Source organism: Cupriavidus sp. 09_S30 (assembly GCF_056930435.1).
This window is the reverse complement of sequence record NZ_JBXOWI010000002.1, coordinates 625,975-650,484: the sequence shown is the minus strand read 5'-3', so window position 1 is coordinate 650,484 and position 24,510 is coordinate 625,975. Positions and strand designations below refer to the sequence as shown.

At 62.1% G+C, this 24,510-nt stretch carries 22 protein-coding genes; 9 read left to right on the top strand and 13 right to left on the bottom strand.

What is annotated here, in order from left to right; all coding sequences use genetic code 11:
* Nucleotides 1-5 precede the first annotated feature (5 nt).
* Nucleotides 6-905 carry a LysR family transcriptional regulator gene (locus tag AC1Z3O_RS23095; RefSeq protein WP_483518201.1) on the top strand — a complete coding sequence of 300 codons (900 nt, stop codon included), beginning with the start codon at nucleotides 6-8 and terminating at the stop codon, nucleotides 903-905.
* Here the strand turns inward: AC1Z3O_RS23095 and AC1Z3O_RS23090 are convergent.
* Nucleotides 786-1,871, bottom strand: coding sequence for a patatin-like phospholipase family protein (locus tag AC1Z3O_RS23090; protein WP_483518200.1), 1,086 nt, complete (start codon nucleotides 1,869-1,871; stop codon nucleotides 786-788). The two genes, AC1Z3O_RS23095 and AC1Z3O_RS23090, sit on opposite strands and share 120 nt — an antisense overlap.
* Between AC1Z3O_RS23090 and AC1Z3O_RS23085 the strand changes: the two genes are divergently transcribed.
* Together AC1Z3O_RS23085 and AC1Z3O_RS23080 are read left to right on the top strand one after the other, a co-directional pair.
* A complete protein-coding gene (locus tag AC1Z3O_RS23085) occupies nucleotides 1,851-2,015 on the top strand; it encodes a hypothetical protein (RefSeq protein WP_483518199.1) in 165 nt (54 codons plus the stop codon). The genes AC1Z3O_RS23090 and AC1Z3O_RS23085 overlap by 21 nt on opposite strands.
* Nucleotides 2,016-2,373: 358 nt before the next feature.
* Complete coding sequence (locus AC1Z3O_RS23080) at nucleotides 2,374-3,855, top strand: GntP family permease (protein ID WP_483518198.1); 1,482 nt, start codon at nucleotides 2,374-2,376, stop codon at nucleotides 3,853-3,855.
* A gap of 181 nt (nucleotides 3,856-4,036) precedes the next feature.
* Here the strand turns inward: AC1Z3O_RS23080 and AC1Z3O_RS23075 are convergent, their stop codons facing one another.
* Nucleotides 4,037-5,671: an alpha/beta hydrolase gene (locus AC1Z3O_RS23075; protein ID WP_483518197.1), complete on the bottom strand. Its 1,635-nt coding sequence runs from the start codon at nucleotides 5,669-5,671 to the stop codon at nucleotides 4,037-4,039.
* A 438-nt stretch (nucleotides 5,672-6,109) separates the two neighbouring features.
* On the opposite strand from AC1Z3O_RS23075, the gene AC1Z3O_RS23070 reads away from it, so the two are divergent.
* Complete coding sequence (locus AC1Z3O_RS23070) at nucleotides 6,110-7,816, top strand: Na/Pi cotransporter family protein (protein ID WP_483518196.1); 1,707 nt, start codon at nucleotides 6,110-6,112, stop codon at nucleotides 7,814-7,816.
* A 93-nt stretch (nucleotides 7,817-7,909) separates the two neighbouring features.
* Here the strand turns inward: AC1Z3O_RS23070 and AC1Z3O_RS23065 are convergent, their stop codons facing one another.
* Entirely contained in the window at nucleotides 7,910-8,344 is a 435-nt protein-coding gene (locus AC1Z3O_RS23065; RefSeq protein WP_483518195.1) for a universal stress protein, read from the bottom strand.
* 248 nt (nucleotides 8,345-8,592) lie between these two features.
* Between AC1Z3O_RS23065 and AC1Z3O_RS23060 the strand changes: the two genes are divergently transcribed.
* Nucleotides 8,593-9,702, top strand: coding sequence for a Rieske 2Fe-2S domain-containing protein (locus AC1Z3O_RS23060; protein ID WP_483518194.1), 1,110 nt, complete (start codon nucleotides 8,593-8,595; stop codon nucleotides 9,700-9,702).
* 55 nt (nucleotides 9,703-9,757) lie between these two features.
* On the opposite strand, the gene AC1Z3O_RS23055 is transcribed toward AC1Z3O_RS23060, so the two are convergent.
* The 5 genes from AC1Z3O_RS23055 to AC1Z3O_RS23035 all read right to left on the bottom strand — a co-directional run bounded on the left by AC1Z3O_RS23055 (nucleotide 9,758) and on the right by AC1Z3O_RS23035 (nucleotide 15,061).
* On the bottom strand, nucleotides 9,758-10,504 hold the full coding sequence (locus tag AC1Z3O_RS23055) for an SDR family NAD(P)-dependent oxidoreductase (RefSeq protein WP_483518193.1): 747 nt from the start codon (nucleotides 10,502-10,504) through the stop codon (nucleotides 9,758-9,760).
* 129 nt (nucleotides 10,505-10,633) lie between these two features.
* The gene (locus tag AC1Z3O_RS23050) at nucleotides 10,634-11,476 is read right to left on the bottom strand and encodes a TauD/TfdA dioxygenase family protein (protein WP_483518192.1); all 843 of its coding nucleotides are present in this window, start codon (nucleotides 11,474-11,476) and stop codon (nucleotides 10,634-10,636) included.
* Between the two features lie 51 nt (nucleotides 11,477-11,527).
* Complete coding sequence (locus AC1Z3O_RS23045; protein WP_483518191.1) at nucleotides 11,528-12,502, bottom strand: quinone oxidoreductase family protein; 975 nt, start codon at nucleotides 12,500-12,502, stop codon at nucleotides 11,528-11,530.
* A 285-nt stretch (nucleotides 12,503-12,787) separates the two neighbouring features.
* Complete coding sequence (locus AC1Z3O_RS23040; protein WP_483521929.1) at nucleotides 12,788-13,789, bottom strand: AraC family transcriptional regulator; 1,002 nt, start codon at nucleotides 13,787-13,789, stop codon at nucleotides 12,788-12,790.
* Between the two features lie 258 nt (nucleotides 13,790-14,047).
* A complete protein-coding gene (locus AC1Z3O_RS23035; protein ID WP_483518190.1) occupies nucleotides 14,048-15,061 on the bottom strand; it encodes an AraC family transcriptional regulator in 1,014 nt (337 codons plus the stop codon).
* Nucleotides 15,062-15,301: 240 nt separating this feature from the next.
* Between AC1Z3O_RS23035 and AC1Z3O_RS23030 the strand changes: the two genes are divergently transcribed.
* The 3 genes from AC1Z3O_RS23030 (at nucleotide 15,302) to AC1Z3O_RS23020 (ending at nucleotide 18,390) form a co-directional block, all read left to right on the top strand.
* On the top strand, nucleotides 15,302-16,360 hold the full coding sequence (locus tag AC1Z3O_RS23030; RefSeq protein WP_483518189.1) for a beta-keto acid cleavage family enzyme: 1,059 nt from the start codon (nucleotides 15,302-15,304) through the stop codon (nucleotides 16,358-16,360).
* Nucleotides 16,361-16,497: 137 nt separating this feature from the next.
* Nucleotides 16,498-17,490, top strand: coding sequence for a tripartite tricarboxylate transporter substrate binding protein (locus AC1Z3O_RS23025; RefSeq protein ID WP_483518188.1), 993 nt, complete (start codon nucleotides 16,498-16,500; stop codon nucleotides 17,488-17,490).
* Between the two features lie 159 nt (nucleotides 17,491-17,649).
* On the top strand, nucleotides 17,650-18,390 hold the full coding sequence (locus AC1Z3O_RS23020) for a hypothetical protein (protein WP_483518187.1): 741 nt from the start codon (nucleotides 17,650-17,652) through the stop codon (nucleotides 18,388-18,390).
* 127 nt (nucleotides 18,391-18,517) lie between these two features.
* Here the strand turns inward: AC1Z3O_RS23020 and AC1Z3O_RS23015 are convergent, their stop codons facing one another.
* From AC1Z3O_RS23015 to AC1Z3O_RS22995, 5 genes are all read right to left on the bottom strand, one after another.
* Nucleotides 18,518-19,891, bottom strand: a complete 1,374-nt coding sequence (locus AC1Z3O_RS23015) for an MFS transporter (RefSeq protein WP_483518186.1) — start codon at nucleotides 19,889-19,891, stop codon at nucleotides 18,518-18,520.
* A gap of 219 nt (nucleotides 19,892-20,110) precedes the next feature.
* Entirely contained in the window at nucleotides 20,111-20,737 is a 627-nt protein-coding gene (locus AC1Z3O_RS23010) for a pyridoxamine 5'-phosphate oxidase family protein (protein WP_483518185.1), read from the bottom strand.
* Between the two features lie 8 nt (nucleotides 20,738-20,745).
* Nucleotides 20,746-22,104, bottom strand: a complete 1,359-nt coding sequence (locus AC1Z3O_RS23005) for an adenylosuccinate synthetase (protein WP_483518184.1) — start codon at nucleotides 22,102-22,104, stop codon at nucleotides 20,746-20,748.
* A 3-nt stretch (nucleotides 22,105-22,107) separates the two neighbouring features.
* Nucleotides 22,108-22,572 (bottom strand): RidA family protein, encoded by a 465-nt coding sequence (locus tag AC1Z3O_RS23000; RefSeq protein WP_483518183.1) that lies wholly within the window; start codon nucleotides 22,570-22,572, stop codon nucleotides 22,108-22,110.
* A gap of 137 nt (nucleotides 22,573-22,709) precedes the next feature.
* On the bottom strand, nucleotides 22,710-23,495 hold the full coding sequence (locus AC1Z3O_RS22995; protein ID WP_483518182.1) for an AraC family transcriptional regulator: 786 nt from the start codon (nucleotides 23,493-23,495) through the stop codon (nucleotides 22,710-22,712).
* A gap of 138 nt (nucleotides 23,496-23,633) precedes the next feature.
* Between AC1Z3O_RS22995 and AC1Z3O_RS22990 the strand changes: the two genes are divergently transcribed.
* Entirely contained in the window at nucleotides 23,634-24,491 is an 858-nt protein-coding gene (locus AC1Z3O_RS22990) for an alpha/beta hydrolase (RefSeq protein ID WP_483518181.1), read from the top strand.
* Nucleotides 24,492-24,510: the final 19 nt, after the last annotated feature.

The following is a 24,510-nucleotide window of genomic DNA, read 5'->3' as shown; positions in this document are numbered from 1 at the left end:
GTCCGATGGACGAATCCAGTTCAGGCGCACCTGCTGACTTCGACCGGCAGTCAGTTCGCCAGGGCGCGCTTCCAGCGAAGATACGAGTTGACCATTTTTCCTGCGGAAGAGATCGGGCTCGCCGTACTCAGATTCAGGAAGTCGCCCTCGATCTTGACGACCCGCGGTTGTGTCTGGCCGATCCAGTTGGGATAGAGAGAAATAAACATCGTATGGGTAAGCGACTGCTTCTCCTCATCGACGTGAAAAGGCCCGGTGTAGGCATCGATCTGAATCTGCTGGTATCGCTTGATGTCCTGCTTGCCGAATGCAATGTGACAAAGGCGGCAGCGCGCCTGCACATCAGCCAGCCAGCCCTTTCCGCGCAACTCGCCCGTCTTCGGGATCTGTTCGGGGACCCGCCCCTGGTACCGCTGCAGAAGGGCCGCGGAATGAGCCCAACTGCGCGCGCGCTGGCCCTGCACGGGCCGTTGCGCTCAGCGTTGAAGACGCTAGGCGCGGCGATGCAAACGGAACTCACTTTCGATCCGGTAAAAGACGAACGGGTCTTCCGCGTCGCCTTGGGGGACAACGCAATGTGCGCCGTAGGCGCGCCGCTCGCAGCGCGCGTGGCCAGTCACGCAGGTGAAAAGGTGCGCGTCGTCTTCAACATGGCCGACCCTGAACAGATCGCCCGCTTCATGGAGGAAGGCGAGTTCGACATACTGATCGATTCAGAGCGAGCGGTCCCCGCCGGGCTGTCGGCGCGCAGCAGCATTGCACCTGCTCTGTTGCGTGGCAGACATTCAGGTCTGTTCAAGCACCGTGTCAAGCAGGCTATCCAGCGGAAAGGTCGATCGATGACCAAGGTCGCATGCGTGGGCGGTCAGGAACGCGTCCGCACTGTTTCGCCCCTCGTCGCGTAACACGCTCAGGAATGCATATTCCGCGTTCAGCTTCGACGATGCCCCGAATTCGATCAATTTTGGGCTCGAGATTCGGTGGATCCTGGTATTTGCCCATTGCTCTGCCCAGAGTGCATGCTCAGGATGACCTTCTTCAGCCAGCAGACGCTGAAGCATCGCGACCCCGCGCAACTCTTTCTTGAGACTCGAATTGAATGAAATCTCGTTCATCCGATTCAAGATCTCATGGGCCGAGCGCGGCACGCCGGGACGTTCAACCGGATTGATCTGCACCAGCAGAACGTCGCGTGCCTCGCTCTCGCGAATAATGGGTGTCAGGAGCGGATTGCCAGAAAATCCGCCGTCCCAATACGCCTCGCCATCGATTTCAATGGCTTGATGAATGAGCGGCAAGCACGCTGACGCAAGCACAACGTCCGCGTTAATCTCCGCATTTCGAAAGACACGGGGCAACCCCGTCCGGACGTTGGTGGCGGTGACAAAGAGCTTGATCGATGCCCCTTTCAACCGGTCGAAGTCAACGCTTTCCTCAAGGATGAGCCGGAGCGGATCGAAATTCATCGGGTTGATCTGGTATGGGGAGAACACCCGGCTGAACAGATCGTACAAGAGGTATGCAGGTGAACGATCGAGCGTCCACTTTCCCATCAGAACATCGATCGGCGTCCGGCGGAGAGCGCTGAAGCGCGCAGCCTCGCTCACTCTTCGCCAGAATTGCTCAAGTGCCCGCTTCGCCCCGCCGCGACCGCCCTGCAGGTATCCATCAGCGAGCACTACCGCATTCATCGCCCCTGCCGAGGTCCCCGTGATGCTCTCGATGTCAAGCCAGTTCTCCTCGAGAATGCGATCGAGTACGCCCCAGGTGAACGCACCGTGCGAGCCTCCACCCTGCAGCGCCAGATCGATACGAAGTGGACCGCTCTCGCGGGACCTTTCGGAATTGCGTTGCTGCTGACCATCCGTCATGTGCGCGCCCCTATCGCGATGCAGGAATTGCGACAGAAAAATGACAAACTCGCGATGCCGATCATGTCTATGGTACTTCCGTGGGACTCTCCCCATCAACCAGATGCGGAGTCGCAAACTGTCACCACGCCGACGCAAAACTGAGCTAGTTCTCTGTCGGCTTACTCATGAGGTTGCAAGAACACTCATCGAATGTCATCCACCGACAACACGCCAATGTCGACAGCCTGGGATTTTTGCGCGTAGTCTGGGAATTATTGCTCATCCAGCGCCGCCTTGGTGGAGGATGACTTCTGCGCACGAAGACCAGACTTCACAGGTGGTCTTGCAGTGTGTCACTGTGGCGCAGTTCGATCAGGTATTCGATTGAAATGTCTCGCAGGCTGCCGCCACAGGGAGTTCGGCGCTCCTCGATTCACGAGACCTTCGCGGGCGCCAGCTGCGCCGCACCGGGATAGTCGACAAAGGCAATTTGATATCGTTTGCAAGGAGGAGATCGACGATGAATGCCACCGCACTCCCTACGTTGGCGCCATTGCTCGGACTCGCGGGTATGGTTGTGAGCCTCGCCTTGCTTATTTGGCTCGCCTACCGTGGCTGGAGCGTCCTGCTCGTGGCACCCTTCGTCGCGATGCTGGCGGCGGCCATCTCCGCCGAACCCATTCTGGCGCACTGGACTCAGACTTTCATGAGTGCGGGGGCGCGGTTTCTTGCGCAGTTTTTCCCCTTGTTCCTGCTTGGCGCCCTGTTTGGCAAGCTGATGGAGGACAGCGGCTCCGTGCAGGTGATCGCCGATTTCATGACGCGGCGCTTCGGGCCCCACCGGGCCATTCTCGCCACCGTCGTTTGCGGGGCGCTGGTGACTTACGGTGGCGTGAGCCTGTTCGTCGCCTTTTTCGTCCTGGTGCCGATGGCGGAAAAGTTGTTCGAGTCGGCCAACATCCCGCGCCGGCTGATGCCCGCGGCCATAGCCCTCGGCACTTCCACCTTCACCATGTCGGCGCTGCCCGGCACGCCTGCGATCCAGAATGCGATCCCGATGCCCTTCTTCGGCACGACGCCATTCGCGGCGCCTGGGCTCGGTATCATCGGCAGCATCGTGATGATTGCATTCGGGCTCTGGTGGCTGGGCCTGCAGGAACGGCGCGCCCGGGCGGCTGGTGAAAGCTTCGCGAAGCGCCCGGCCGGCGCGCCCCAGGACGATGAGCTGCTGCGCGAACGCGCCACGGTTTCGCAAGGCTTCGATCCGGCGGAGATCGGCCATGGCAAGGCGGCAAGCGCGCTGCCGTCCGTCGGCGTCGCGGTGACACCCCTTGTGCTCGTGGTGGCCGCGAACTTTTTCATGAACGTGGTGGTGATGCCACGGCTCGACGCCCCTTTTCTGGCCGAGGCGCGCTGGGGCAGCACGACGCTGGCGGCAGTCAGCGGCGTGTGGGGCGTTTCGGTGGCACTGATTCTCGCGATCGTGACGCTCGTCGTGCTGAACCACTCGCGCTTTACGGCGCTGCGCGAAAGCGCCGATGCCGGCGCGAACGCGGCCGTCCTGCCGGTCCTGAGCGTGGGCAGCCTCGTCGGTTACGGCGCTGTGATCGCCGCGCTCCCCGCATTCGCACTGGTGCGCGACTGGCTGCTGGACCTCGGCGGCGGGCCACTCGTGTCGCTGGCCGTGGCCACGAATCTGCTTGCCGCCCTCACCGGCTCGGCCTCCGGCGGCATGACGATCGCGCTCGATGCACTCGGGAGTACTTACCTCAATCAGGCCATGCAGCTTCACATCGATCCTGCGATCCTGCATCGGGTGGCCGTCATGTCGTCGGGCACGCTGGACAGTCTCCCTCATAACGGAGCGGTCGTCACGCTGCTCGCGGTATGCGGCTGCAACCATCGCGAGAGCTATCGCGACATCGTGATGGTCGGCATCCTGGGTGCGTTGCTCGCACTGGTCGCCGTAATCGTGCTCGCCACGTTGTTCGGTTCGTTTTGACGGCTGCGCTCGACCGACCGATCGATCGACCGCTCGACAATTTCTCCGCCCGACGACGCGCGGGCGATGCGGGACTATCGCAACGATCCTGATCGAACGCCCGCTACGATTCGGATTGCAGACGGGTTCAGGCCAGGTCCATGCCCTCCCATGACGAATCGCGGCGGCGCAGCAGGTGCGATCAGGGAACCGTCGCGGGATCCTGCTCGCGTTCGAGCGCCTTGCTTTCCATCTCTCCGAATTCCGAGTCCGCTTCCGCTGACGTCTCGGTTGGCGGAGCCTTCGCACGCCGCACACGGCCGGGCTGGCCGGCGTCCACATGAGCCGGCGCGGCAATCGCCTCATCGATGCGGGCAAGCATATAGGGAAAGAATGGGTTCGACGAAATCCTGAACATGGAATCGAGGTTGATCGTCAGAACGCCCCGCTCGCCGCGCGGCACTAGCGCGCCGAGCGAAATGCCATATCGAGGATTTTCCGCATCAGCGGGTTGGACGCCGTAAAGCTCATCATTGACCGGGAATGGAAGTGCAACGTGTGACAGGGAAAGGACTTGCGGCGGATAGGCGACACCCAGCCTGTGCGCGTGCGCCTCTTTGGCGCCGGCGTCTACGACACGCTCGCTCACGTCATCAGGTCCGTCTGGCGTATTGCCTATCGTCGTCAATCGGTAGCCCACGGGCAGGTTGGGCATTACCCGCGTAAGCTGCAGCAACGATGTCGGATCGATCAACGGCCCGAGTTTTGTGCGCCGGTTCACGTCGAAGAGCACCAGTTCGCTGCCGTTGTCGGGAAGCAAGGCGTATAGCCGTCGGATGATCGCCGCCGTGCTGACGGTGGAATCGAGAATCGACTGGAACGTGAGCACGGGAGGCAGGCCATCCAGTTTGTCCTCGCGCGCAAGGCGCGCAATCTGCTCCTGTAGTGCGACGGTGAGCCGATGCGACTGACGCGCACCGTTTACCGGAAACGAGTTGTACTTGAACGGGTTGAATTCCGGAACGATACCTAGCCACGACGCCTTTTCGAAGGCAGGCAGCAGCGCCGGAAGCGCAGCAAACCCGACAAACCGCGCATAGCGGGTAATACCGATCATGGGCGAGATCAGAATGACCCGTGCCGGGCGAATGAGAAGAGGGTCCTCCAGACTGTCGAGCGCATATTTCATTGCAAGCGCTCCGCCGTTGGAGAAACCGACCAGGTGAACCGGGTGTCCGGCGCCCGCTCGATACTGCGCCTCACGCATAGCAAGCCGGGTCGCCGCCATCCAGGTTTCCCAATCGACATGCGACAGCCCTGCCGGGACCGTGCCATGGCCGGGCAGACGAATGCCGATCGCGACGAAGCCGCGTTCGACATACAGTCGCGCGACGTGCCGAAGGCTGTACGGCGAGTCAGTCAGACCGTGCAGCAGCACGACCGCGCCAACCGGTTTGCCGTTCGGTAGCATTTCATACGAACGGTTCCAATTGCGCTCAAAGCGCTCAGGATAGATGGGACTGCCCTCGAAATAGCGATTCGAAGGCATGCGTGCCGCAGGCGGTAGACGGTCGCTGACCTGCTGCCTCACCTGCTGAAACAGCACGTCCTCGTGCTTTACATAGCTAACCCAGTCGCTCTGATTGATCTGGTCGACGCTAAGTTCGTCAGGCACATAGGTGTGCCACAGTTGGAGCGTGGGCTCTGTTCGCGCGTTGTACGTACGCAGCGCCAGCAGAACAAAGACAAGCACGGCAAGCGAAAATGCAACAATGCGCAAGGTTGAAACCAGACGCGACCGCGCATTCTTTCGAGCCTGACGTGATTGCTCGTTCATGTTGAGGCCAAGGGCATGTAGGTATCGCGGGATCGACGGGATTGGCTTGTCGGCAGTTCGTGCTGTACCTGAGCTTGGATTCTCCCTCCTGTTTCCCAAGGCAGGGCGTAGCTCGACCCTGGACTCGAGCAGCGCGTCGTCCAGCGGTACGCTCTCGCGCTGAGCTACCCTCGGTATCTCGTTTGCAACGGCATTCCGCGTGGCGGCCTTCCTGCGAGCGAGCTTCCAGGTTGACGCACGGGTACCGGGCAACTATCACCCATCGAATGCCTATTCTATGGATCACCGTTCGGCCGGAACCAGAGGTCGAAAAAATTCATATCGTCCGAACAAATCTTTCAGAACACGGTTGATAGGAAGAACCACACCACGTCGGTGTGGCGCGCCGGGTGAAGCTCGTACAATGGCACGATCGCTGGCTTGAGGTGATCCATTGCCATGCAACCCGGTGCCAACCTGAACCTGATCGAAATCGTCGGCTTGCTGGTCGGCGGCCTGGCCCTGTTTCTGTTAGGACTGGAACTCATGACCGGGGGACTCAAGGCCATCGCTGGCTCCCGCCTGCAGTCGCTTCTGGGCACGCTGACCGCCAACCGGTTCCGCGGCGTGCTTGCCGGTGCCGGCATCACGGCGCTGCTGAATTCCTCGACGATCACTACCGTACTGCTGGTTGGTTTCGTGTCTGCGGGGCTGATGACGCTCCAGCAGTCGATACCGATGATCATGGGTGCCAATATTGGCTCGACGCTGACTGCGCAGATCATCGCCTTCAATATCTCCGCGATTACGCCATTCCTGCTCGCCGGAGGTTTTCTGCTGCACGGTTTCTTCAAACGCGAATTACTGCGCGAGCTCGGTGGCGTCCTGCTCGGCCTCGGACTTCTGTTCCTCGGCATCGAGTTCATGGGCAATGCCACGCGGCCCCTGCGCAATTACGAGCCGTTCATTACCGCGATGCAGGAGATGCGTAATCCATTGCTCGGCATCGTGATCGGTGCGGTCTTTACGGCCATCGTGCAAAGCTCGGCTGCCACGCTGGCGATCGTCATTGCGCTCGGCAGCCAGGGACTGATCCCACTGGAATCGGGCATCGCGCTGATCCTGGGCGCCAATGTGGGCACCTGTGGCACAGCCCTGCTCGCCTCGGTCGGCAAGTCGGCGGAAGCCGCCCAGGTCGGCATCGTCCACCTGCTCTTCAACCTGCTCGGCGTGCTGTTCCTCGCCTTCGTGATTCCGCAGTTCGCCGATCTCATTCGCCAGATTTCGCCGTCCTCGCCCGAACTGACCGGTACCGCCCGCCTGGCGGCCGAAACGCCGCGTCAGGCGGCCAACGCACATACGGTGTTCAGCGTATTCAGTACCGCTGTGTTGATCTGGTTCACAGGACCCATCGGCAAACTCGCCGAACGGCTTGCCCCACCATCGCGCAAGGGCTGGCAGGACCCGGGCGTGCCGCGTTATCTCGATGAGACGCTGATTGAAATGCCGGCACTGGCGATTACCCGGGCGCAGCTCGAATTGGCCGCGCTCGGAAAGCAGATCCAGGATCTGCTCCAAAGTAGCGCCGAACTTGTTGTCGAAAGCAGCCCGCAGGCTCTCGCCACGCTTGCGGACCGGGACAAGGCAGCCGATGCCCTGAGCACGTCCATCCTGACCTATGTCGGCCGGCTCTCGGAGGCCGTCCATACCGATGATGAAGGTCGGCAACTGGTGAATCTGGCGCGTATTGCCACCTGCCTCGACTCCATCCGGGAAGTTGCCAGCACCAACATGCTGGCACTAAGCCAGCGACGGCTCGCGCATGGTGCGGACGTGGCCAAGTTGCGGGGCCATGAACCTTCGCGATTCGCCACGGCTGTGATTGAGCATTTCACGCTTGCCGTGGAGACGATCGTGCATCCGGAATCGGATGCCGTGACGCGCATCATCAATGCCAAGTCTGAAATCGAGGCCCTGGCCGACATCGCGCGACAGCACATCATGTCTGCCCTGCAATTGCGCAGCCAAGAACATGCCGTCAGTTTCCGTCTTGCCAACGACATGATCGAACATCTCAGCGAGGTGGCCCGGCTGTCCCGTGCCATCGTCAGGGCCAGCCGTTCGTTGAACGATGTGAACGTCTCCGAGCCCGTGGAGGAGAGCTGATCGATCCCGATCCCGAATGTGGGCTCGGGTTCGTTCCACTGTGCGTTCCACTGCGATCGGCTGGCGCGAGAGGCACGAGGCAGCGGTCAGGCGTCAGGCGTCAGGCAGATCCTTGCCGCTCACGATGAGGGCGGGTACGGTCGACTGCGAGACGATTTTCGAAACCACCGAGCCGACTATCGACGACCTGAGGGCACCCATCCCCCTGGCTCCAACGACAATCAGATCGGCATCGTGCTCCTGCGCGAACCGGACGATTTCCTCCGCAGCATCGCCTCGTATCCAATGCTCGTGCAATTCGCTGACGCGCCCGTCCAGCAGATGCCTTGCCGACTCGAATACGATGCGTGCTTCCTCGCGATTCTCCGTCTCGAGGTCCACCGCACTGAAACCGCTGCGCCCCAATATTGGAGAGACATGAACGACATTCACGATCAACGGCTGCGCGAGGCTTGTCGTCGATGCAAGCCACGACGCCGCGTGCCGGCTGTGATCGGATCCATCCATTGCCAGAACGATTGCTGTCATCTGAAAGCCCCCATACTCCTTCAACCGTTACTTGACAAGTATACCGCCAAGATGACGTCCGGGCGGATACATCCGGGCAGATGTAAACGAATCGAAATCCAACCTGACATATCCTACGGCATACCCAACTCAACCCAACATTTCGGTGAGCTCGCCAGACTTCGCGTAGACTGCGCCAGATCCCCGTTCGCTGATGCTCCCGCTTCTGGCGACGGTCGAAGCTCCCGTTATGCAAGGAGGCGTCACGCATGCATGCAGTGCCGTTGCCGGATACCAGTGCCATCGACCCGCCCGCAAGCGCGCCCCTGCGCGACCTGCGCCGGGTACCCATCCATCCCGACCACTGGTACCCACTAGCCTGGTCGAGCGAAGTCAGGCGAGGCAAAGCCCTTGGAGTGCACTTTGCCGGCGATCCGATCGTGCTGGTGCGTACCGAGTCCGGTAGGATATTCGCACTGGAAGATCGTTGTGCGCACCGGCAGGTGCCGCTGCACGCGGGCGTGGTGGAAGGCGAGTCCCTCCGCTGCGGCTATCACGGCTGGACTTATGACTGCAGCGGCCACTGCGTCGATGTGCCCTACCTCGGGCGTGAGCGCCTGCCCAACGGCGTGCGCGCCTATCCCTGCCGCGAGGTGCACGGCCTGATCTTTGTCTTTCCCGGCGATGTGGCGCTTGCCAACGAGCGGCCGCTGCCCGACCTGCCATCGGTGGCAGACAAGGCCTACAAGACGCGCCGCTTTGGCCGCGAGGTCAAGTGCCACTACTCATTCATGCACGAGAACCTGATGGACATGAACCACCAGTTCCTGCACCGGCGGCAGATGGGGCAGATGCGTGCGCGCTCGCAGGGTCGGCGTCGCGGCGAGGACTGGGTGGAAGTGGACTATACGTTCTCGCGCCTGGAAGGCAAGCAGCCTGTGGGCGAGGCGCTGGTGTTTGGCGCCAGCAAGAACAGCAGTGACCAGAACGACAAGGACGTGATGACGGTGCGCACCGGCTATCCGTACCAGACCCTCCAGATCCGCTCTGGCGACGGCACCTTAGTGATGGACCTGTGGATCGTCTACGTGCCGCTGGATGCGGCGCAGCGCACCAACCGGACGTTTGGCCTGCTTTCCATCCGCAGGCCCGGCATCCCCTTTGCACTAGACCTGGCATGGCCACTGCTGGTCTGGTTCACAGAGCGCATCTTCAAGGAGGACCGCTGGATCGTCGAGCGCGAGCAAGAAGCGCACGACAAGCAGGGGGCCGACTGGAACCACGAGGTATTCCCGGTCATCAACGAATTGCGAGACCTGTTGCGCAACTGCGGCGGCCGCGCCGTGATCCCGATCCGCGAGGTGAGCGACGCGGCCTGACCGGAATCAGTATTCACGCCGACTGGCGCAGATTTTGCGCCAGATTTCCCCTCATTTACATGGCGGTCTTCCCACCATTGACGGCCAGGATCTGACCGGTGATGTAGCGGGATCGATCGGAGGCCAGGAAGACAATGGCATCAGCAACTTCCTCGGAAGTGCCGATGCGCCCGACCGGGATGGTGGCGGCGACGGCCGCAATCTTCTCGGCGCCGCCGGCGATGCGCTCCAGCATTCCTGTGTCGATGGGACCCGGCGCCACTGCATTCACGCGTACATTGAACTTGCTTGCCTCCAGCGCGGCGGACTTGGTCAGGCCCTCGACCGCATGCTTGCTCGCGACATAGATCGGATTCTGCGCGTTGCCCCGACTTCCCATGGTCGATGAAAGATTGACGATCACGCCGCGCTTTTGCTCGCGCATCGCGCGCAGCTCGTATTTCATGCTGAGCAGCGTGCCCAGGACATTGGCATTGAACGTCGCGGTATAGGCTTCAATGGTCTGGTCAACGATCGGACCGGGCGTTCCTTCCATGCCGGCACTGTTCACTGCGATGTCGAGCCGACCAAAGTGCGAAACGGTGTGCTCGACAAGTTGGCGAACTTGCTCCTCATCGCTCACGTCAGCCGCCACGAACTCGGCTTCGGCGCCAAGCTCCCGGAGTTCCGCAATCAACCTGGCGCCGGCAGCGCTATTGCGGCCGGAGCAGACCAGGCGTGCGCCCTCGCGCCCGAACGCCAGTGCGGTGGCGTAACCAATTCCGGCGGTAGCGCCAGTAACGAGCACAACAGTCTCGGTCATCGCATTCTCCATCGATATTCTGGATAAGTCATTTGCATTGCTTCCACAACTCCGCAATCTGTACTGAACGGCTCACCGTGAAGACCGATGGTCCGCGATCACGCACGCGCGCTCTGACCAACGCCTTATTCAGAAGGGCCGGTCGCCCATGATGGTGGCGCGCTCCATCTTGCGCGGCGCCGGCCAGTAGTCGCTCACGGCATAGTGCTGCGTCGCCACGTTGTCCCAGACCGCCACGCTGTTCGGCCTCCAGCGAAAGCGCACCTGGTATTCCGGAATCGCCGCCTGGCTGAGCAGGTAGTTCAGCAGCAGGCTTGCGCCCGGCGTCTTGTCCTGCCCGAAGCGCACGTTTTCCGGCGTGTGATAGTTGATGAAGTGGGTCGAGAACGGCGTCACATACAGGACCTTCTCCCCCGTCTCCGGATGCGTGCGGACCACCGGGTGATCGACCAGCGGATTCTTCTTCACCAGCGCTTCACGCTCCTCCGTTGTCATGATCGCACCGAAGGAATGCTCGATCCCGTGCTTGGCGCGCAGGCCCGCAATCTTCTGCTTGATCTCTTCCGGCAGGTGCTTGTACGCCTCGACCATATTCACCCAGATGGTGTCGCCGCCGACCTCCGGCCCCGAAATGCAGCGCAGCACTGCGCCCTTGGGCGGGCAGGGCCGCCACGAGGCATCGCTGTGGTAGGTGTTCTCGAAGTGGTCCCGCTTCTCGGCCTTGTAGATTTCGATCAGGCCGGGGTAGCCTGGCACCGTGTTGTTGACCGGGTGGTCTTCCAGATCGCCGAAGCGGCGCGCGAATGCAACATGGTCGGCACGCGTGATGTCCTGGTCGCGGAAGAACAGGACGCGGTGCTGCAGCAACAGTGCCTTGATTTCCTTGAACAGCGTATCGTCCCGCGCGACATCGGCAATGCTGACGCCCGTGAGTTCGGCGCCAATCGAGCATGTGAGTTGATTGATTTGCATGGTGATTTCGATCCTTGAACGTTGGCGGCGCGTCTCGTCTGCCGTCTTCAGTCAATCGGCGATGAGCACGATCTTGCCGAGGTGCTGGCTGCTCGCGATGTATGCGTAGGCGTCGCCGATCTGATCCATCGGGAAGGTGCGATCGATCGGGAGGCGCAGCTTGCCTTCGCGGAAGAACGGCAACAGGTCGCGTGCGCATGCCTGGATGCACTCGATGCGCTCCTGTTCGGTACGGGTGCGGAACGTGACGCCGATCAGCTTCAGGCGATTCAGCCACAACAGATTGATATCGACCCGTCCATACTGGCCTCCGCCCAGCCGCGCAATATTGACCAGGCGCCCCTTCACCGCGAGGCTCTTGATATGGTCCTCGAAGACCGTGCCGCCGATGGTATCGATGATGATGTCAACGCCACGCTTGTCGGTGGCAGCCATGATGGCTTCGACCTGCGATTCACGGGATGCATCGATACCGACATCCACGCCGTAACTGGCCAGGCGTTCCAGCTTTTCCGCTGACCGTGAAGACGCGATCACGGGCCTGGCACCCATGGCCGACGCAATCATGATCGCGGCCATGCCTACACCGCCCGAGGCACCATTGATGAACACCGATTCGCCGGCCTTCAGTTCACCGTTGGTCACCAGCGCGTCGTGGGCCGTGATAAACACGTTGGGAAAAGCGGCAGCATCGATCCACGACACACCTTCCGGGATCGGCATCAACGCCAGCGGGGCTGCGACAACATACTGCGCGTGGCAGCCGCGGCCATGGCCCATGACACGGTCGCCTTCGCGCCAATTGCTGACCTGGGCGCCGACACGGACGACCTCGCCAGCAAATTCGACGCCGGCGGTCATCGTATTGCCAGACCGATGCTCCCGCATGTACTTGATCTCGCCGTAGTTGATGCCGGACGCGCGGACACGCACCAGCACCTCATCCGGCCCCGGATTCGGCATGGGGATATCCTGCACAGCAAGCACGCCCCCCTCGGCGCCCGCTATGACTCGTGCTGCTTTCATCCTGTCTCCTTCTCGAATTCCTGTCATGAAGGCCGGTTTCATGCCCTCTATGGTCTGGAATTCTCGGGAGTTCGCGGGGCCACCGCTTGACGGAACGCGCCATACTTTGGCAAAACGCGTCACGCACGCTGGTGCCGGGCGACACGTCGGACTGGCGTCGGGAGGACGAACGCCGCAGAGAGTCGCGGAGACGGCGGCGGAGACAGCAGGAAAGGGAACGCCGTCAGGCCAGACGGCGGGAAAAGGCAGGTTCGAAGTGAATTCCGCTCCGGGCGAGGCGTGCCCTTAGGCGGGCAGATCGTCGCGCCATCGCGTCGGCGGCTTGCCGAATTGCGCGCTGAACCAGCGGGAGAAGGTGCTGACCTCGGAGAAGCCAAGCAAGATAGCAACCTGGGATACGGGATATCGACGATCCGCGAGATACCGGCAGGCCAGTGCGCGTCGTACCTCATTCACCAGCGACGAGAACTCCTCCCCATCCTGCTCCAGGCGTCGCTGGAGTGTCCGGGAACTCATGCCCAGCCTCTGGCCGATCTGCTCGATATTGCTCCGCCCTTGCGGCAAGAGCTGATGGACTGCACGACGCACATTCGATGCCGTGGAAACCTGCCTGCCGAGCCGCGTCCTGTCGAGGAACTCCCTGGCATATCGGGCAAGGTTCACGTCGCCCAGGGGATTGGGCCGGTCCAGGTCCTGCCGATCCAGCATGATCCCGTTGAACTCGCAGCCGAACTCCACCCGCGCCCCGAACAGCCGATGGTGGATCTGCAGCTTGGCGGGCGCCGCATGTGAAAAATGCACGCTGCGCGGCTTCCACCCGCCACCCAGCATGCATTTCATCAGGCTCAGCAGCGCACCGAGCGAGAGCTCGACAGGCTGGCGCCCCGGATTCGGTCGCTCGGTGATCAGCTGCTGGTGGACGATGGCGATATCACCGACTTCCTCGATGTGGACGGCCACCGACTCGCTGATCAGGTGACGGTAGGTCTCCAGTTGCCCCAGCGCATGCCGCAGGGTGGGCTGGTACTGCAGCAGCAGGCTGATCGGACCGAAGTCGGACAGCCGCCACCCTTCGGCAATCAACAGGCCGACCGACGGGCAACTGGCTGCCTGCTCGGTGGACTCCAGCACCCTGGCCAGCCACGGTTCCGGCACATGCAGATCCGGCGAACCGATGCATGACAGGTCAGCTCCGACGTGGTGAATCATGCGCTCAGGGTCGACACCCAGGGTCGGCGCAACCTCGGAGAACTTGACCAGAAGGGCACTGCGAATCAGGGTACTCATCACAACCGGCAAGCGCCGGTGAAGATAGGGGGGCGCAAAATCTTACCGCGGGCTCGGTCGCGCAAGCAGCAGGGATTGCCCTAAGCTAGTCCACTGAATCACTGAAATCGGTCGGTGCCTGTCACGCCATGCGGGCTCATCGCGTCGTTGCAAATGCTCGCAATAGCCGTGCTATTGCGAGCATTTGCGCCTAGCGCTGATTCCCGCATGGCATGCCCTTCACCTCCCATTTCAATGATTCAGCGGACTGTCCCGACGTCAACCTGCCGGTCGATCGGCACCGGCGCTGCGCCACTGCGTCGGTGTCATGCCGAACTGGGCGCTGAACCACCTCGAAAACGTGCTGACATCTGAAAATCCCAGCAACATTGCGATCTGCGTGACGGGATAGCGCTGGTCTTCCAGGTAACGGGTCACCTCTGCGGCGCGCACATCGTTGAGCAGGGACGAGAATTCCTGCCCTTCCTGGGCCAGCCGCCTTTGCAAGGTCCGTGGACTCAGTCCAAGCTGCATCCCCACCTGCTTGACGTTGCCGCCCCCGCCCGGCAGGAGCAAGGAGATGGCACGGCGGGCGCCGGCCGAGACCGAGTCCTTGTCCTGGCTGTCCTGCGCGTCGAGGAAGACCTTGGCATAGCTGGCGAGATTCGCATCGGCCCGCGGATTGACGCGGTCCAGGTCGGCGCGGTCCAGCACGATACCGTTGAAGTCGCCGTCGAACACCACGCCAGGGCCGAGGACACGCTTGTGCGTCGCGTGCGAGGGCGGCGCCCGATGTGACAGATGCACATGGCGCGGCCTCCAGCCCGGCCCCAGCGTGGCCCGCATCAGGCTCAGCACCACGCCAACGGCCAGTTCCACGGCCTGGCGGCCGGGGTCCGGCCTGCCGGTCATCATGCGCACACGGACCAGCGCCAACTCGCCCTGCTCCTCCACCTCCATCGCGACGGAATTGCTGAGCAAGTGACGGTAGGACTCGACCACGGCCAGCGCATGCCGCAACGTGGGCTGGTGCTGCAGCAGCAGGCTGACCGGCCCGAAATCGGACAGATGCCAGCCTTCGGCAACGCGCAACGCCAGGTCGGGGCAGCCCGCCGCCTGCGCCGATCCCTCGAACACGTCGGCAAGCCACTGTTCGGGAATCCGCAGATCCGGACTATAGAGACAAGCGCGGTCGGCGCCGACCTTGCTGACCATCTTCCCTGCATCGATGCCCAGTGCCTGGGCAATGCCAGAGTACTTGATCAACGCCGCGCTGCGGACCAACGCGCCCATACGCCCACCATGTGAAATCGGGACCAACCGGGGTTGGCCTGTGGAGAATCCAGCGCCCCGTAGCGCCAAAAAGAAGGGCCGAAGCCGCATTCCGCCGTTAAATGTCTCTCAGATTCTGCAACCCGCCGCCAGACACGTCAATTGTCGCGATCTGCATGATTCTGTCGCGCCTTGCAAAGCGCCCGGCAGGACGAGCCCACAGAATCCATCCCACAAGACCTTCCACCGGAGACAGACAGCATGAATTTCCTCGACGGCCATCTCTTTCCCGAGAACCAGCAGCCCCTCATCATCACCGCCGCCCCCTACGCGCCGGGCTGGCTGCCTGGGGATTTCCCGGAGGACATTCCGGTCACGATGGAGCAGCAGATCCAGAAGGCAGTGGACTGCTACAACGCCGGCGCCACGGTGCTGCACCTGCACGTGCGCGAACTGGATGGCAAGGGCAGCAAGCGCCTGTCCATGTTCAACGAACTGATCGCCGGCGTGCGCAAGGCCGTTCCTGAGATGATCATCCAGGTCGGCGGCTCCATCTCCTTCGCCCCCGAGAACGAAGGCCAGGCCGCCAAGTGGCTGTCCGACGATACCCGCCACATGCTGGCCGAGTTCGAGCCCACGCCGGACCAGGTCACGGTAACGGTCAACACCTCGCAGATGAACGTCACCGACCATGCGGAAGACGCCGACTTCAAGGGCACCTCGCGCGAGAACCCGGCCATCTTCAACGCCTACAAGGAAATGACGGTGCCGGCGCAACCGGGATGGGTGGAGGAGCACGTGCGCCGCCTGTCCGCCAAGGGGATCCAGAGCGCCTTCCAGTGCTACAACACCAACAGCTTCGAATCGGTGGAGCGCCTGATGCGCCGGGGCTTCTACAAGGGTCCGCTCGTCATGAACTGGGTGGCCATCGGCGGCGGCATGGACACGCCCAACGTGTACAGCCTCGGCAACTTCATGCGCGGCGTGCCCGATGGCGCAGTGGTGACGGTGGAAAGCAATGTGCGCAACGTGCTGCCCGTCAACATGATGGGCATTGCCATGGGCCTGCACGTGCGCTGCGGCACCGAAGACTGCCTGTGGAACCAGTCGCGCACGGAAAAGCAGAGCACCGTCAAGCAGATCGAGCAACTGGTACGCATTTCGCGCGAGTTCGGCCGGGAAATTGCCACCGCGAAGCAGGCACGCGAAATCTCGCGCATCGGCGTGTTCTACGACACAGTCGAGGAGTCCCTGCGGGAGAACGGCTTCGCGCCCAACCGCAACGGCGGCACCCAGGGCTACCTGCGCAAGACCGCCTGAGACTGCCTGAAACCGCCCCCGGGTTTCCTGCCCGGACCAGGCACGTCAGCACACGCAAAACAGAATAGATGGCACCCCCGCAAGTCGGGCACGCATTCCCTGGCGGAATCGCCCGACTGCCACAACAGGAGACCGTGATGCATCGCATCCCTGCGACATGGCGCCAGACGCTGGCGCTCACCATCGCCTTTGTCCCGCTGCTGTCGGCCGCTCCCGCGGCTAAGGCCGCCGAATGGCCCGACAAGCCCGTGCGCATCCTCGTTGGCGCCCCGCCCGGCGGCACCGCCGACATCGTCGCGCGCCTGGTCGCGCACGAGTTGCAGAAGCCGCTCGGACAGACCGTGATCGTCGACTACAAGGCCGGCGCGGGCGGGACCATCGCCGTGCAGAATCTGCTGTCGGCACCGAGAGACGGGTACACCTTCCTGCTGATCCAGAAGGGCATTGCCTCGGAAGTGCCCCTCGCGATCAAGGTTTCGTACAACCCGTTCAAGGACATCGTGCCGATTGCACAGCTCACCCGGCAGGGCCTCATCTTTGTCGGCAATCCGAGCGTGCCGGCGAAGAACCTCGGCGAACTGGTCACGTATATCAAGGCCAACCCGGGCAAGATCGACTATGCGAACTTCGGCATCGGGATGCGGGGCCAGACCATCGGCGTGCAGTTCAACCGGCTTGCCGGCCTGGACACCGGGACCGTCAGCTACAAGGGCTCCCCGCCTGCGCTGCAGGACGTCATGGGGGGACAGGTGCCGCTCATGTTCGATGCCCCGGCGACTTCGCTGCCCTTCATCAAAGCAGGAAAACTCAGGGCGTTCGCCGTTGCCTTCCCCCGGCGTCTCGCCGCCCTGCCTAACGTCCCCACCTTTGCAGAGCTGGGGTATCCCGATCTCCAGGAAGTCGGCTGGATGGGCCTCTGGTCGGCACCGGGCCTGCCGCCAGCCGTGGTAGCCAAGATGCGGGACGCGACACTCAAGGCGATGCAGTCGCCCGAACTGCGGCAGAAAGTTGAAAACCTCGGCATGGAAGTCGGCTCGCCGGCCACCACGGAAGAGCTGGCCAAGGACGTGCACGAATCCTACGAGCGCCAGGCCAAGCTGCTGCGCTCGATCAACTTCAGCCCGGAATGACAGCCGTGTTGCCGTCCCTGAAGGGGCGGCGAGCCTGGCTGCCTTGGCACAGCCAACAGCCTCGAAGGAAGACATCGAATGGCAGACCGGATCGACTAGAACCGTCTGCTGGCACGCACGCGAAGCAAGCAAGGCAGCTGCAGCGTTACACTGCTACAAATGCGCCGCAGCCCCGACCAACCTCAAGCCCATGGCCTCCTCACATCCTATTTTTGGAGTGAGGACGCCATCCGCAGTCGAAGCGTCAGTAGCATCGTTTTATCAGGCAAAGTCGACGTGCCTGAGCCGCCACCGCATCTGCGCGCGGATTGGACAAGGGAGATATCGTCCCGCATGACGCTGGAGCCCGGGGACGTCGAGGTTATGCCTCTGGCACGCGCGCGGGCGCGCTGGCCTGAGTACTCGCACTGCGTTCAGGCGGTGTCCGATTGGACGAGCAAAATCGGACTGCCAGGAGTGCTTGCCTCCAGTGACGTAGCACTCATGGCTTGCCGCGGCGCGAGGTATCACCACGACGGGGAGCAGTACGGCGGTGCGGCCTTCTGCAATCTCTTCCTGAGTGAAGACAAGGGGCAGGACGTGCATTTTCCGTCGTTGGGCCTTCGAATACCCCTGCGCCGGGGCACGGTTCTGATATTCGATACCTGCCAGCCTCATGGGGTGATTCAACGCGGCAGCACCGGATTTGATGTGGCCGACTTCCCGTCCGGCCAGGATTGCACGCAGCTATTCCTGACCTGGGAGCTTCCCATCGAGGATGCTTGTGTCGGGCAGGCGCTCAACGTCGGCTTTGACATTGACCCGTCGACCTCGCAGAAGCTGAATGAAGAGCAAGTGTGGCTAGATGGTGAAAGGGTCAGCGTGCGCGAGGAATCAGGTGAGTGGCGGCGGGCTGAGTAGTCGATTCAACCGGAACTCTCGGATCACCTGCTTCGCAGCGGGCGTTCGCAGCCACGATACCCCCGATGCCTGACCGCTTCACTCCTGGCTAGCGCAGCGGCTGCGCTGATCCAGGAGTGACCGCGACTCAATCAGCAATGCTCTCCAGCGATCTGCCGCGGGTCTCGATGCCAAACCTGAACACGATTCCCGCCGCCGCAAGAAAGCACAACGCACCAAGGCAGAACACGCCGGCTTGCCCGGCAACAGGCAGGGTCAGGCCCACCAGCGCCGGACCCAGCAACGACCCGATCCGCCCCACCGTCGACGCCATCCCGCAGCCAGAGGCGCGCGCACGCGTGGGATAGAGTTCCGGCGTGTAGGTATAGAGCACCGCCCACATGCCGAACATGAAGAACTGCATCATGCCGCCGGAAAGGAACAGCGCCATGGCGTTGGGATTGGACCCGGCGACCCGGCCGTAGATGAACACCATGCACGCCCCGCCAACGAGCGTCGCCACGCATGCCGGCTTGCGTCCCCAGCGCTCCACCGCCCATGCGGCCCAGAGGAAGCCTGGAATGCCGCCGATGGAAATATAGACCGTGTACAGGACGGACTTGGTCACCCCGAGTCCGGATTGCTGCAGCAATGCGCCAATCCATGTGTTCAAGCCATAGAACCCCAGCAGAGCGAAGAACCACAGACCCCATACGGTCAACGTGCGCCTACGGTACTCGCCTGACCAGAGCACCCGCAGGCCCGATGCGGCCGGTTCCGCTGCAGCTGGCGCCGGCGTGACTTCGGGCAGCGCATCGAGTTTCATCCGTCGCATGACCAATCTCTCGACGCGTTCGACAATATCCGCCGCCTCCGCATGGCGCCCCTGCGATTCCAGCCAGCGGGGAGACTCTGGCACATAGCGGCGGATGACGAGCAGAAACAGCGCCGGGACGGCGCCAAGCAGGAACATCGTTCGCCACGTGTAGGCGCTCAGCACGTAGTACGACATCAGCCCCGCGCAAATAAAGGCAATCGGCCAGTTTCCGTCCATCAGCGCCAGATACTTGCCCCGCTGGCGCGCCGGAATGAACTCCGACATCAGTGTCTGGGCTAAAGGCAGCTCCATGCCCATGCCGAGTCCCAGCAAGAGCCGATACGCGCCAAGCTCCATTGGGCTGTTCGCGGTGGAGCAGAGATAGCTGCCCACACCCCAGATGATCATGCTGACCTGGAACACCGGCTTGCGGCCGAACCTGTCCGCCAGTACGCCAGAGCTGATCGCTCCGATAGCCATGCCGACGAAACTGGCGCTGCCGAGCATGCCAGCCTGCGCAGAGGTCAATCCGAACTCCGTCCGGATCGATCCCAAGAGATAGGTCATCATGGCCAGGTCGAGATTGTCGAAAAAGAAGGCCATGGCAATGATGGCAAACAGAAATCGGTGATACCCGCACACGGGTAGCCGTTCCAGCCGGTCGCCCATGCGCACGCGCATCAGCTCGAGAGGGGTGAGTTTCATCTTGTCTCCAGTAGTTCTAATGCCAGCGCTTGCGGGCACTGGCGGTAGTGCGATAACGCATCGGTGCGATATCGCCTGCTACTGTCGCGTGGAGACGCGGTCGAGACCCGCGCAGGAACGCCAAGGTCTGTCTTGCAGGTGCCAAGCAAATCCTTGCGGTCGCTCAGAAAAAAAAGAAAGAGGTGCCGAAGCACCTCTCATGTCGCCGGATTGCGCGGGTTACTTGGCAGCGAACCGGTGGGGATCGAATGCCTCCGGTGGCAAGCCGGACAACGTGGCACCGGACTGGAACGGATAGCGCAAGTACGGCGCCTTCGGCTGCCCCGGGGGCGAGTACTGTCCGTCAGCAAGAATGCGTTTCTTCGCGCTCATCTCACGAATCTCGCAGCGATAGGCAATGATCTGGCTGGCTGCACCGTCCTCGATCGCCGAATAGTCTTTCTCAGGCCGGAACTTGTCCAGCGCCTGGTACTGGTGGGCACGCACATCATCGGTACTCTCACGCAGCCTGACTTCGCATCGTGCGATGACACTGTAGTACTCGAGACTCGTGTTCTGTCCCTTCGGTGCCTTCAGCAATGCCACGGGCCGATCGACCTCGATCGTGATCATGGGATTGGCCCGGACCGCCGACGCGAGCTTTCCGAATCTCGAGCTGTGGATCAGGAAGGCATCGCCGGTAAAGGTAAAACTCTGCGCTGTGATGTAGGGATACGGTGCGTCATGCACCGCAACCCTGCAGATCAGTTCATTGCGGAGAAATGCCTCGATGGCCGGCCAGTCGGTCCAGGCCAGGTCGGTCCGGCGCATTTCGCTGTGAAGGTATGCGGGTGTCTCTGCGGTCATGGTTTCGTCTACTGTTGCGTCTTGAATAGCCGCATCTGTGTGCGTTCCGGCCCTAATCCAACACCACGCAATGGCCGGCCAAGGGCGTCTGCCAACCATTCGAGCAGGGCTTCAAGTTGCGGGGGAAGCGGCGAGGCGGCATCACGCGGAACGGCGTCCTCATCAAAGGCCGGAAACCGCACCACGCGCATGCCACCCGTATCGCTGGCGCCGACAACAACTGGAATGCACCGGTCGCGTGTCTGCGCAAAGGCCGCCAGGCTGTCGCATTTGTTCAGGTACACCTCGTCAACGCCAAACTGTCGTACGGCAAGCTGGAGCTGAGCAACGTCAAGCAGCCCTACCCGGCGCGGCCTGCCGGTTCCCGTGCCGTACTCGTTCGACAGCATCCGGATCGCCACGCCAACGGAGAATTCGTCCGCTTCGGCCAGCAACGCGAGTGGATCAAATCTGCTCGCCTCGTCGGCCCTGCCGCGCCCCTCCCGCGCCGCATCGGCACAGTAGGCCTCAGATCGCTCTGCGCCGAGCTCCGTTGGCAACGGCCCGCTTCCCACCCGGGATACGATCGCCTTGGCCACGCCGATTGTCTTGCGGTGATACTTGCACGGGAGATCGCCACCCACATAGGCGTAGGACGGCAGCGTATGGCTGGACGTCACCCAAGGTTGAGCGCCATGCACAACATCGAGCATGACGGACTGCGCGCCCTCGAAGAGGACCTTCGCACCGCCTTCGACCTTCTGCAACAGGGCAACCGGATTGTTCGTCACGAACGGCTGAACCACATGCCACGCCTGGCGCATCCCGTGCATGACTGCCGACAGGTCCTTGTCATTGCGCTGCGCGGCCAACTGCATCATCTGTTCGAATACCCGGATCTCGTCCAATACCAGGTCACGCAGTTGAAACGAAGATCGCTCGCCGCCGCGCATACGGGTTGCCAGATCGGCATAACACGGCCCGATGCCATTGCCTGTTGTGCCGATCTGCGCGCCATCGTGACGATCGTCCAGGATATGGAGAGGCTGGACGATGGGACATCTGTCACTGATCGTCAGGCGCCCGCCAAGATCGATCCCCCGCGCCGCCAGCATCTCTATCTCAGACGCCAGTTGCTGCAAGCCAATCACGCAGCCTGAGCCGATGTAGAGAGAAACCCGGGGATGCAGCACGCCAGAAGGAATCTGGCGTAGTCGCAATGTCGCCTCAGGCGTGACGATGGTATGCCCTGCATTCGCGCCGCCGTTGAAGCGTGCAATCACGTCGTACTCGCCAGCGAGATGATCGACCACCCGGGCCTTCCCCTCATCGCCGTACTGCATCCCGACCAGGACGTCGGCGTACCCTGCCTTTGTCGTGGTGCCCATCGCCTAAGCGTCCAGCGCGAACGTCGCCTCGATCTCCACCGGGGCATCGAAGGGAAGGCTCGCCACGCCTATCGCCAGGCGGGCATGGCGCCCCCTCTCCTCAAAGATCCGGTTGAGCAGTTCCGACGCCGCGTTGATCACCAGAGGCGCATCGTGGAAACCCGGCTCTGCCGCGACGTAGCCGCCGACCCGGACCACACCTCGGATTCGCTCAAAGTCCCCCTCCGTGGCGGCCGCCACCCAACCCAGCAGGTTGGCCAGGCACAGCCGTGCCGCCTCCTGTGCGGCTTCGACGGTCACTGCGCCCGGAACCTTGCCGACGAATACCGGCTTGCCGTTGCGTAGCGGCAATTGCCCCGATACCGTCAGGAAACCATGGTGCAGCGTGTAAGGGACATAGAGCGCCTTGGGGATTTCCGCGGCAGGCAAGACAATGCCGGCAGCCTGGATACGATCCATCACTGACATACTGACTCCTCGACTTGATAAAGTGCCGACGGAGTTAGCACGATGCTGGCAATCCGCCGACACCCCGACTGTGCCGCAAGGTGGAGCATCCGATCCGTGCGGTGACGCCAGTTGATATCGAGCAGACGCCAAACTGCCTAGTCCCCGCCCATCTCCCTGAAGTACTCGGTAGGCGTCATGCCCAGCGCTCGCCTGAACATGGCACTGAATGCGCTCGGACTCTCGTATCCGAGCTGCAGCGCGATATCCGTGACATGGCATCCCTCAGCGAGCAGACGTACCGCTGCCATCAGCCTTGCCTGCTGCTTCCAGCGGCTGTACGTCATACCCGTTTCGTCGGGAAACAGGCGGATGATGGTCCGTTCGCTTGCGCCGACCGACCGACTCCATTCCTCCACGGAAGTCTCATCAGCGGGATCCTCAAGGAGCTTCACGCAGATCTTGCTTAGCCGAGGGTCTTTTGGCATCGGCAAATGCAGCGGGACCACGGAAAGCGGTCGCAGTTCCTGCAGTAGCAGTTGCACCACCATGCCGTCACGGCTGCTTTCGTCGTAAGCCAGCGGCATGCGCACCACCGCCGATATCAGTTCCCGCAACAGCGGCGGGACAGCAACGACACAGCAGTTGTGCAATTCCCCGGGAATGGCATCCGTGCGGATATAGACCGTTCGCATCTCAACGTCACCGCAAGCCTGCATGGCATGCTCGACGTTGCACGGCACCCATACCGCGCGCTGCGGGGGCACGACCCAGGACCCGAAGTCGGTGGTGACCAGGATGGCACCCACATAGGCGTAGATGAGTTGACCACGTGGGTGGGAATGCGTGCCGATATAGAAACCGTCTTTCAGTTTCCTCGCCATCCCGCCTACTGGCCGATCTATTGCCTGGTAGTCATCCCGGTTTTCGCTCTTTCCAAACATGGCGTCTTTGCGATAGTCGTTGTCATCCAGGAGCGCGCGGCGTCGTACGCCGACAAGTACCTTTGGCCGGACGCCAATATGCGTCGCAACGATCTAATGGAATCGAGGCATCGATCCAACAGTCTGGAGCCAAATGTAATGTCAGTGTATCGAAACTTCAACCAGGAAGAACTGGACCAGCAGTACAACGTCAGGGCAGGAATCCCCGGGTTCCAGGACATCTTCCAGGCATGGGAGAAAGTCAGCGCGGAATTCCGTCGCGCCCATCCGGTCAGGGAGAACCTTGCATATGGTCCGGACGCCAAGCAGGCGCTGGACTTCTTTCCCGCAGCCACCAAGAATCGTCCGCTACTGGTCTTTATTCACGGTGGCTATTGGCAATCGCTGGACAAGTCAGACTTCAGCTACGTTGCCGCGCCCTACCTGAAGCACGACATCAACGTTGCGGTGGTGAACTACCGCCTCGCCCCGGATGTCGGCATGAGCGAAATCGTCCGCGACAATCGCGACGCCGTGGCATGGCTCTATCGCAATGCGTCTGAACTCGCATTCAATGCGAACCGGATCTTTGTCTCCGGCCACTCCGCCGGCGGACATCTCACAGCCACGCTGGCAGGGACCGACTGGGAGACCTTCGGCGTCCCCGCCGACATCCTCAAGGGCGGGTGCGCAATCAGCGGCTTGTATGACCTGGAGCCCATCCGCCTGTGCTATCTCAACAAGGTGGTGCGGCTGACCGCGGCAGACGTTGCGAGCTACAGCCCGATGCACCATCTTCCGCAAGTGAAACTGCCCATGATCCTGACCGTTGGCGGGGATGAATCCCCGGAGTACCACCGGCTGCAGCGCGAGTACCAGGCGCTGCTAGGTGAATGCGGTTTTGACGTGCAAGTGGTGACCCAGGAGCGCGGACATCATTTCGACGCGGTCGACCTGCTGGGCGACGTCAACGGCGCCCTTGCCGCGGCCGTATTGCGCATGATCGAGCGTGCCTGAGAACTGAGTCGCGGATCAA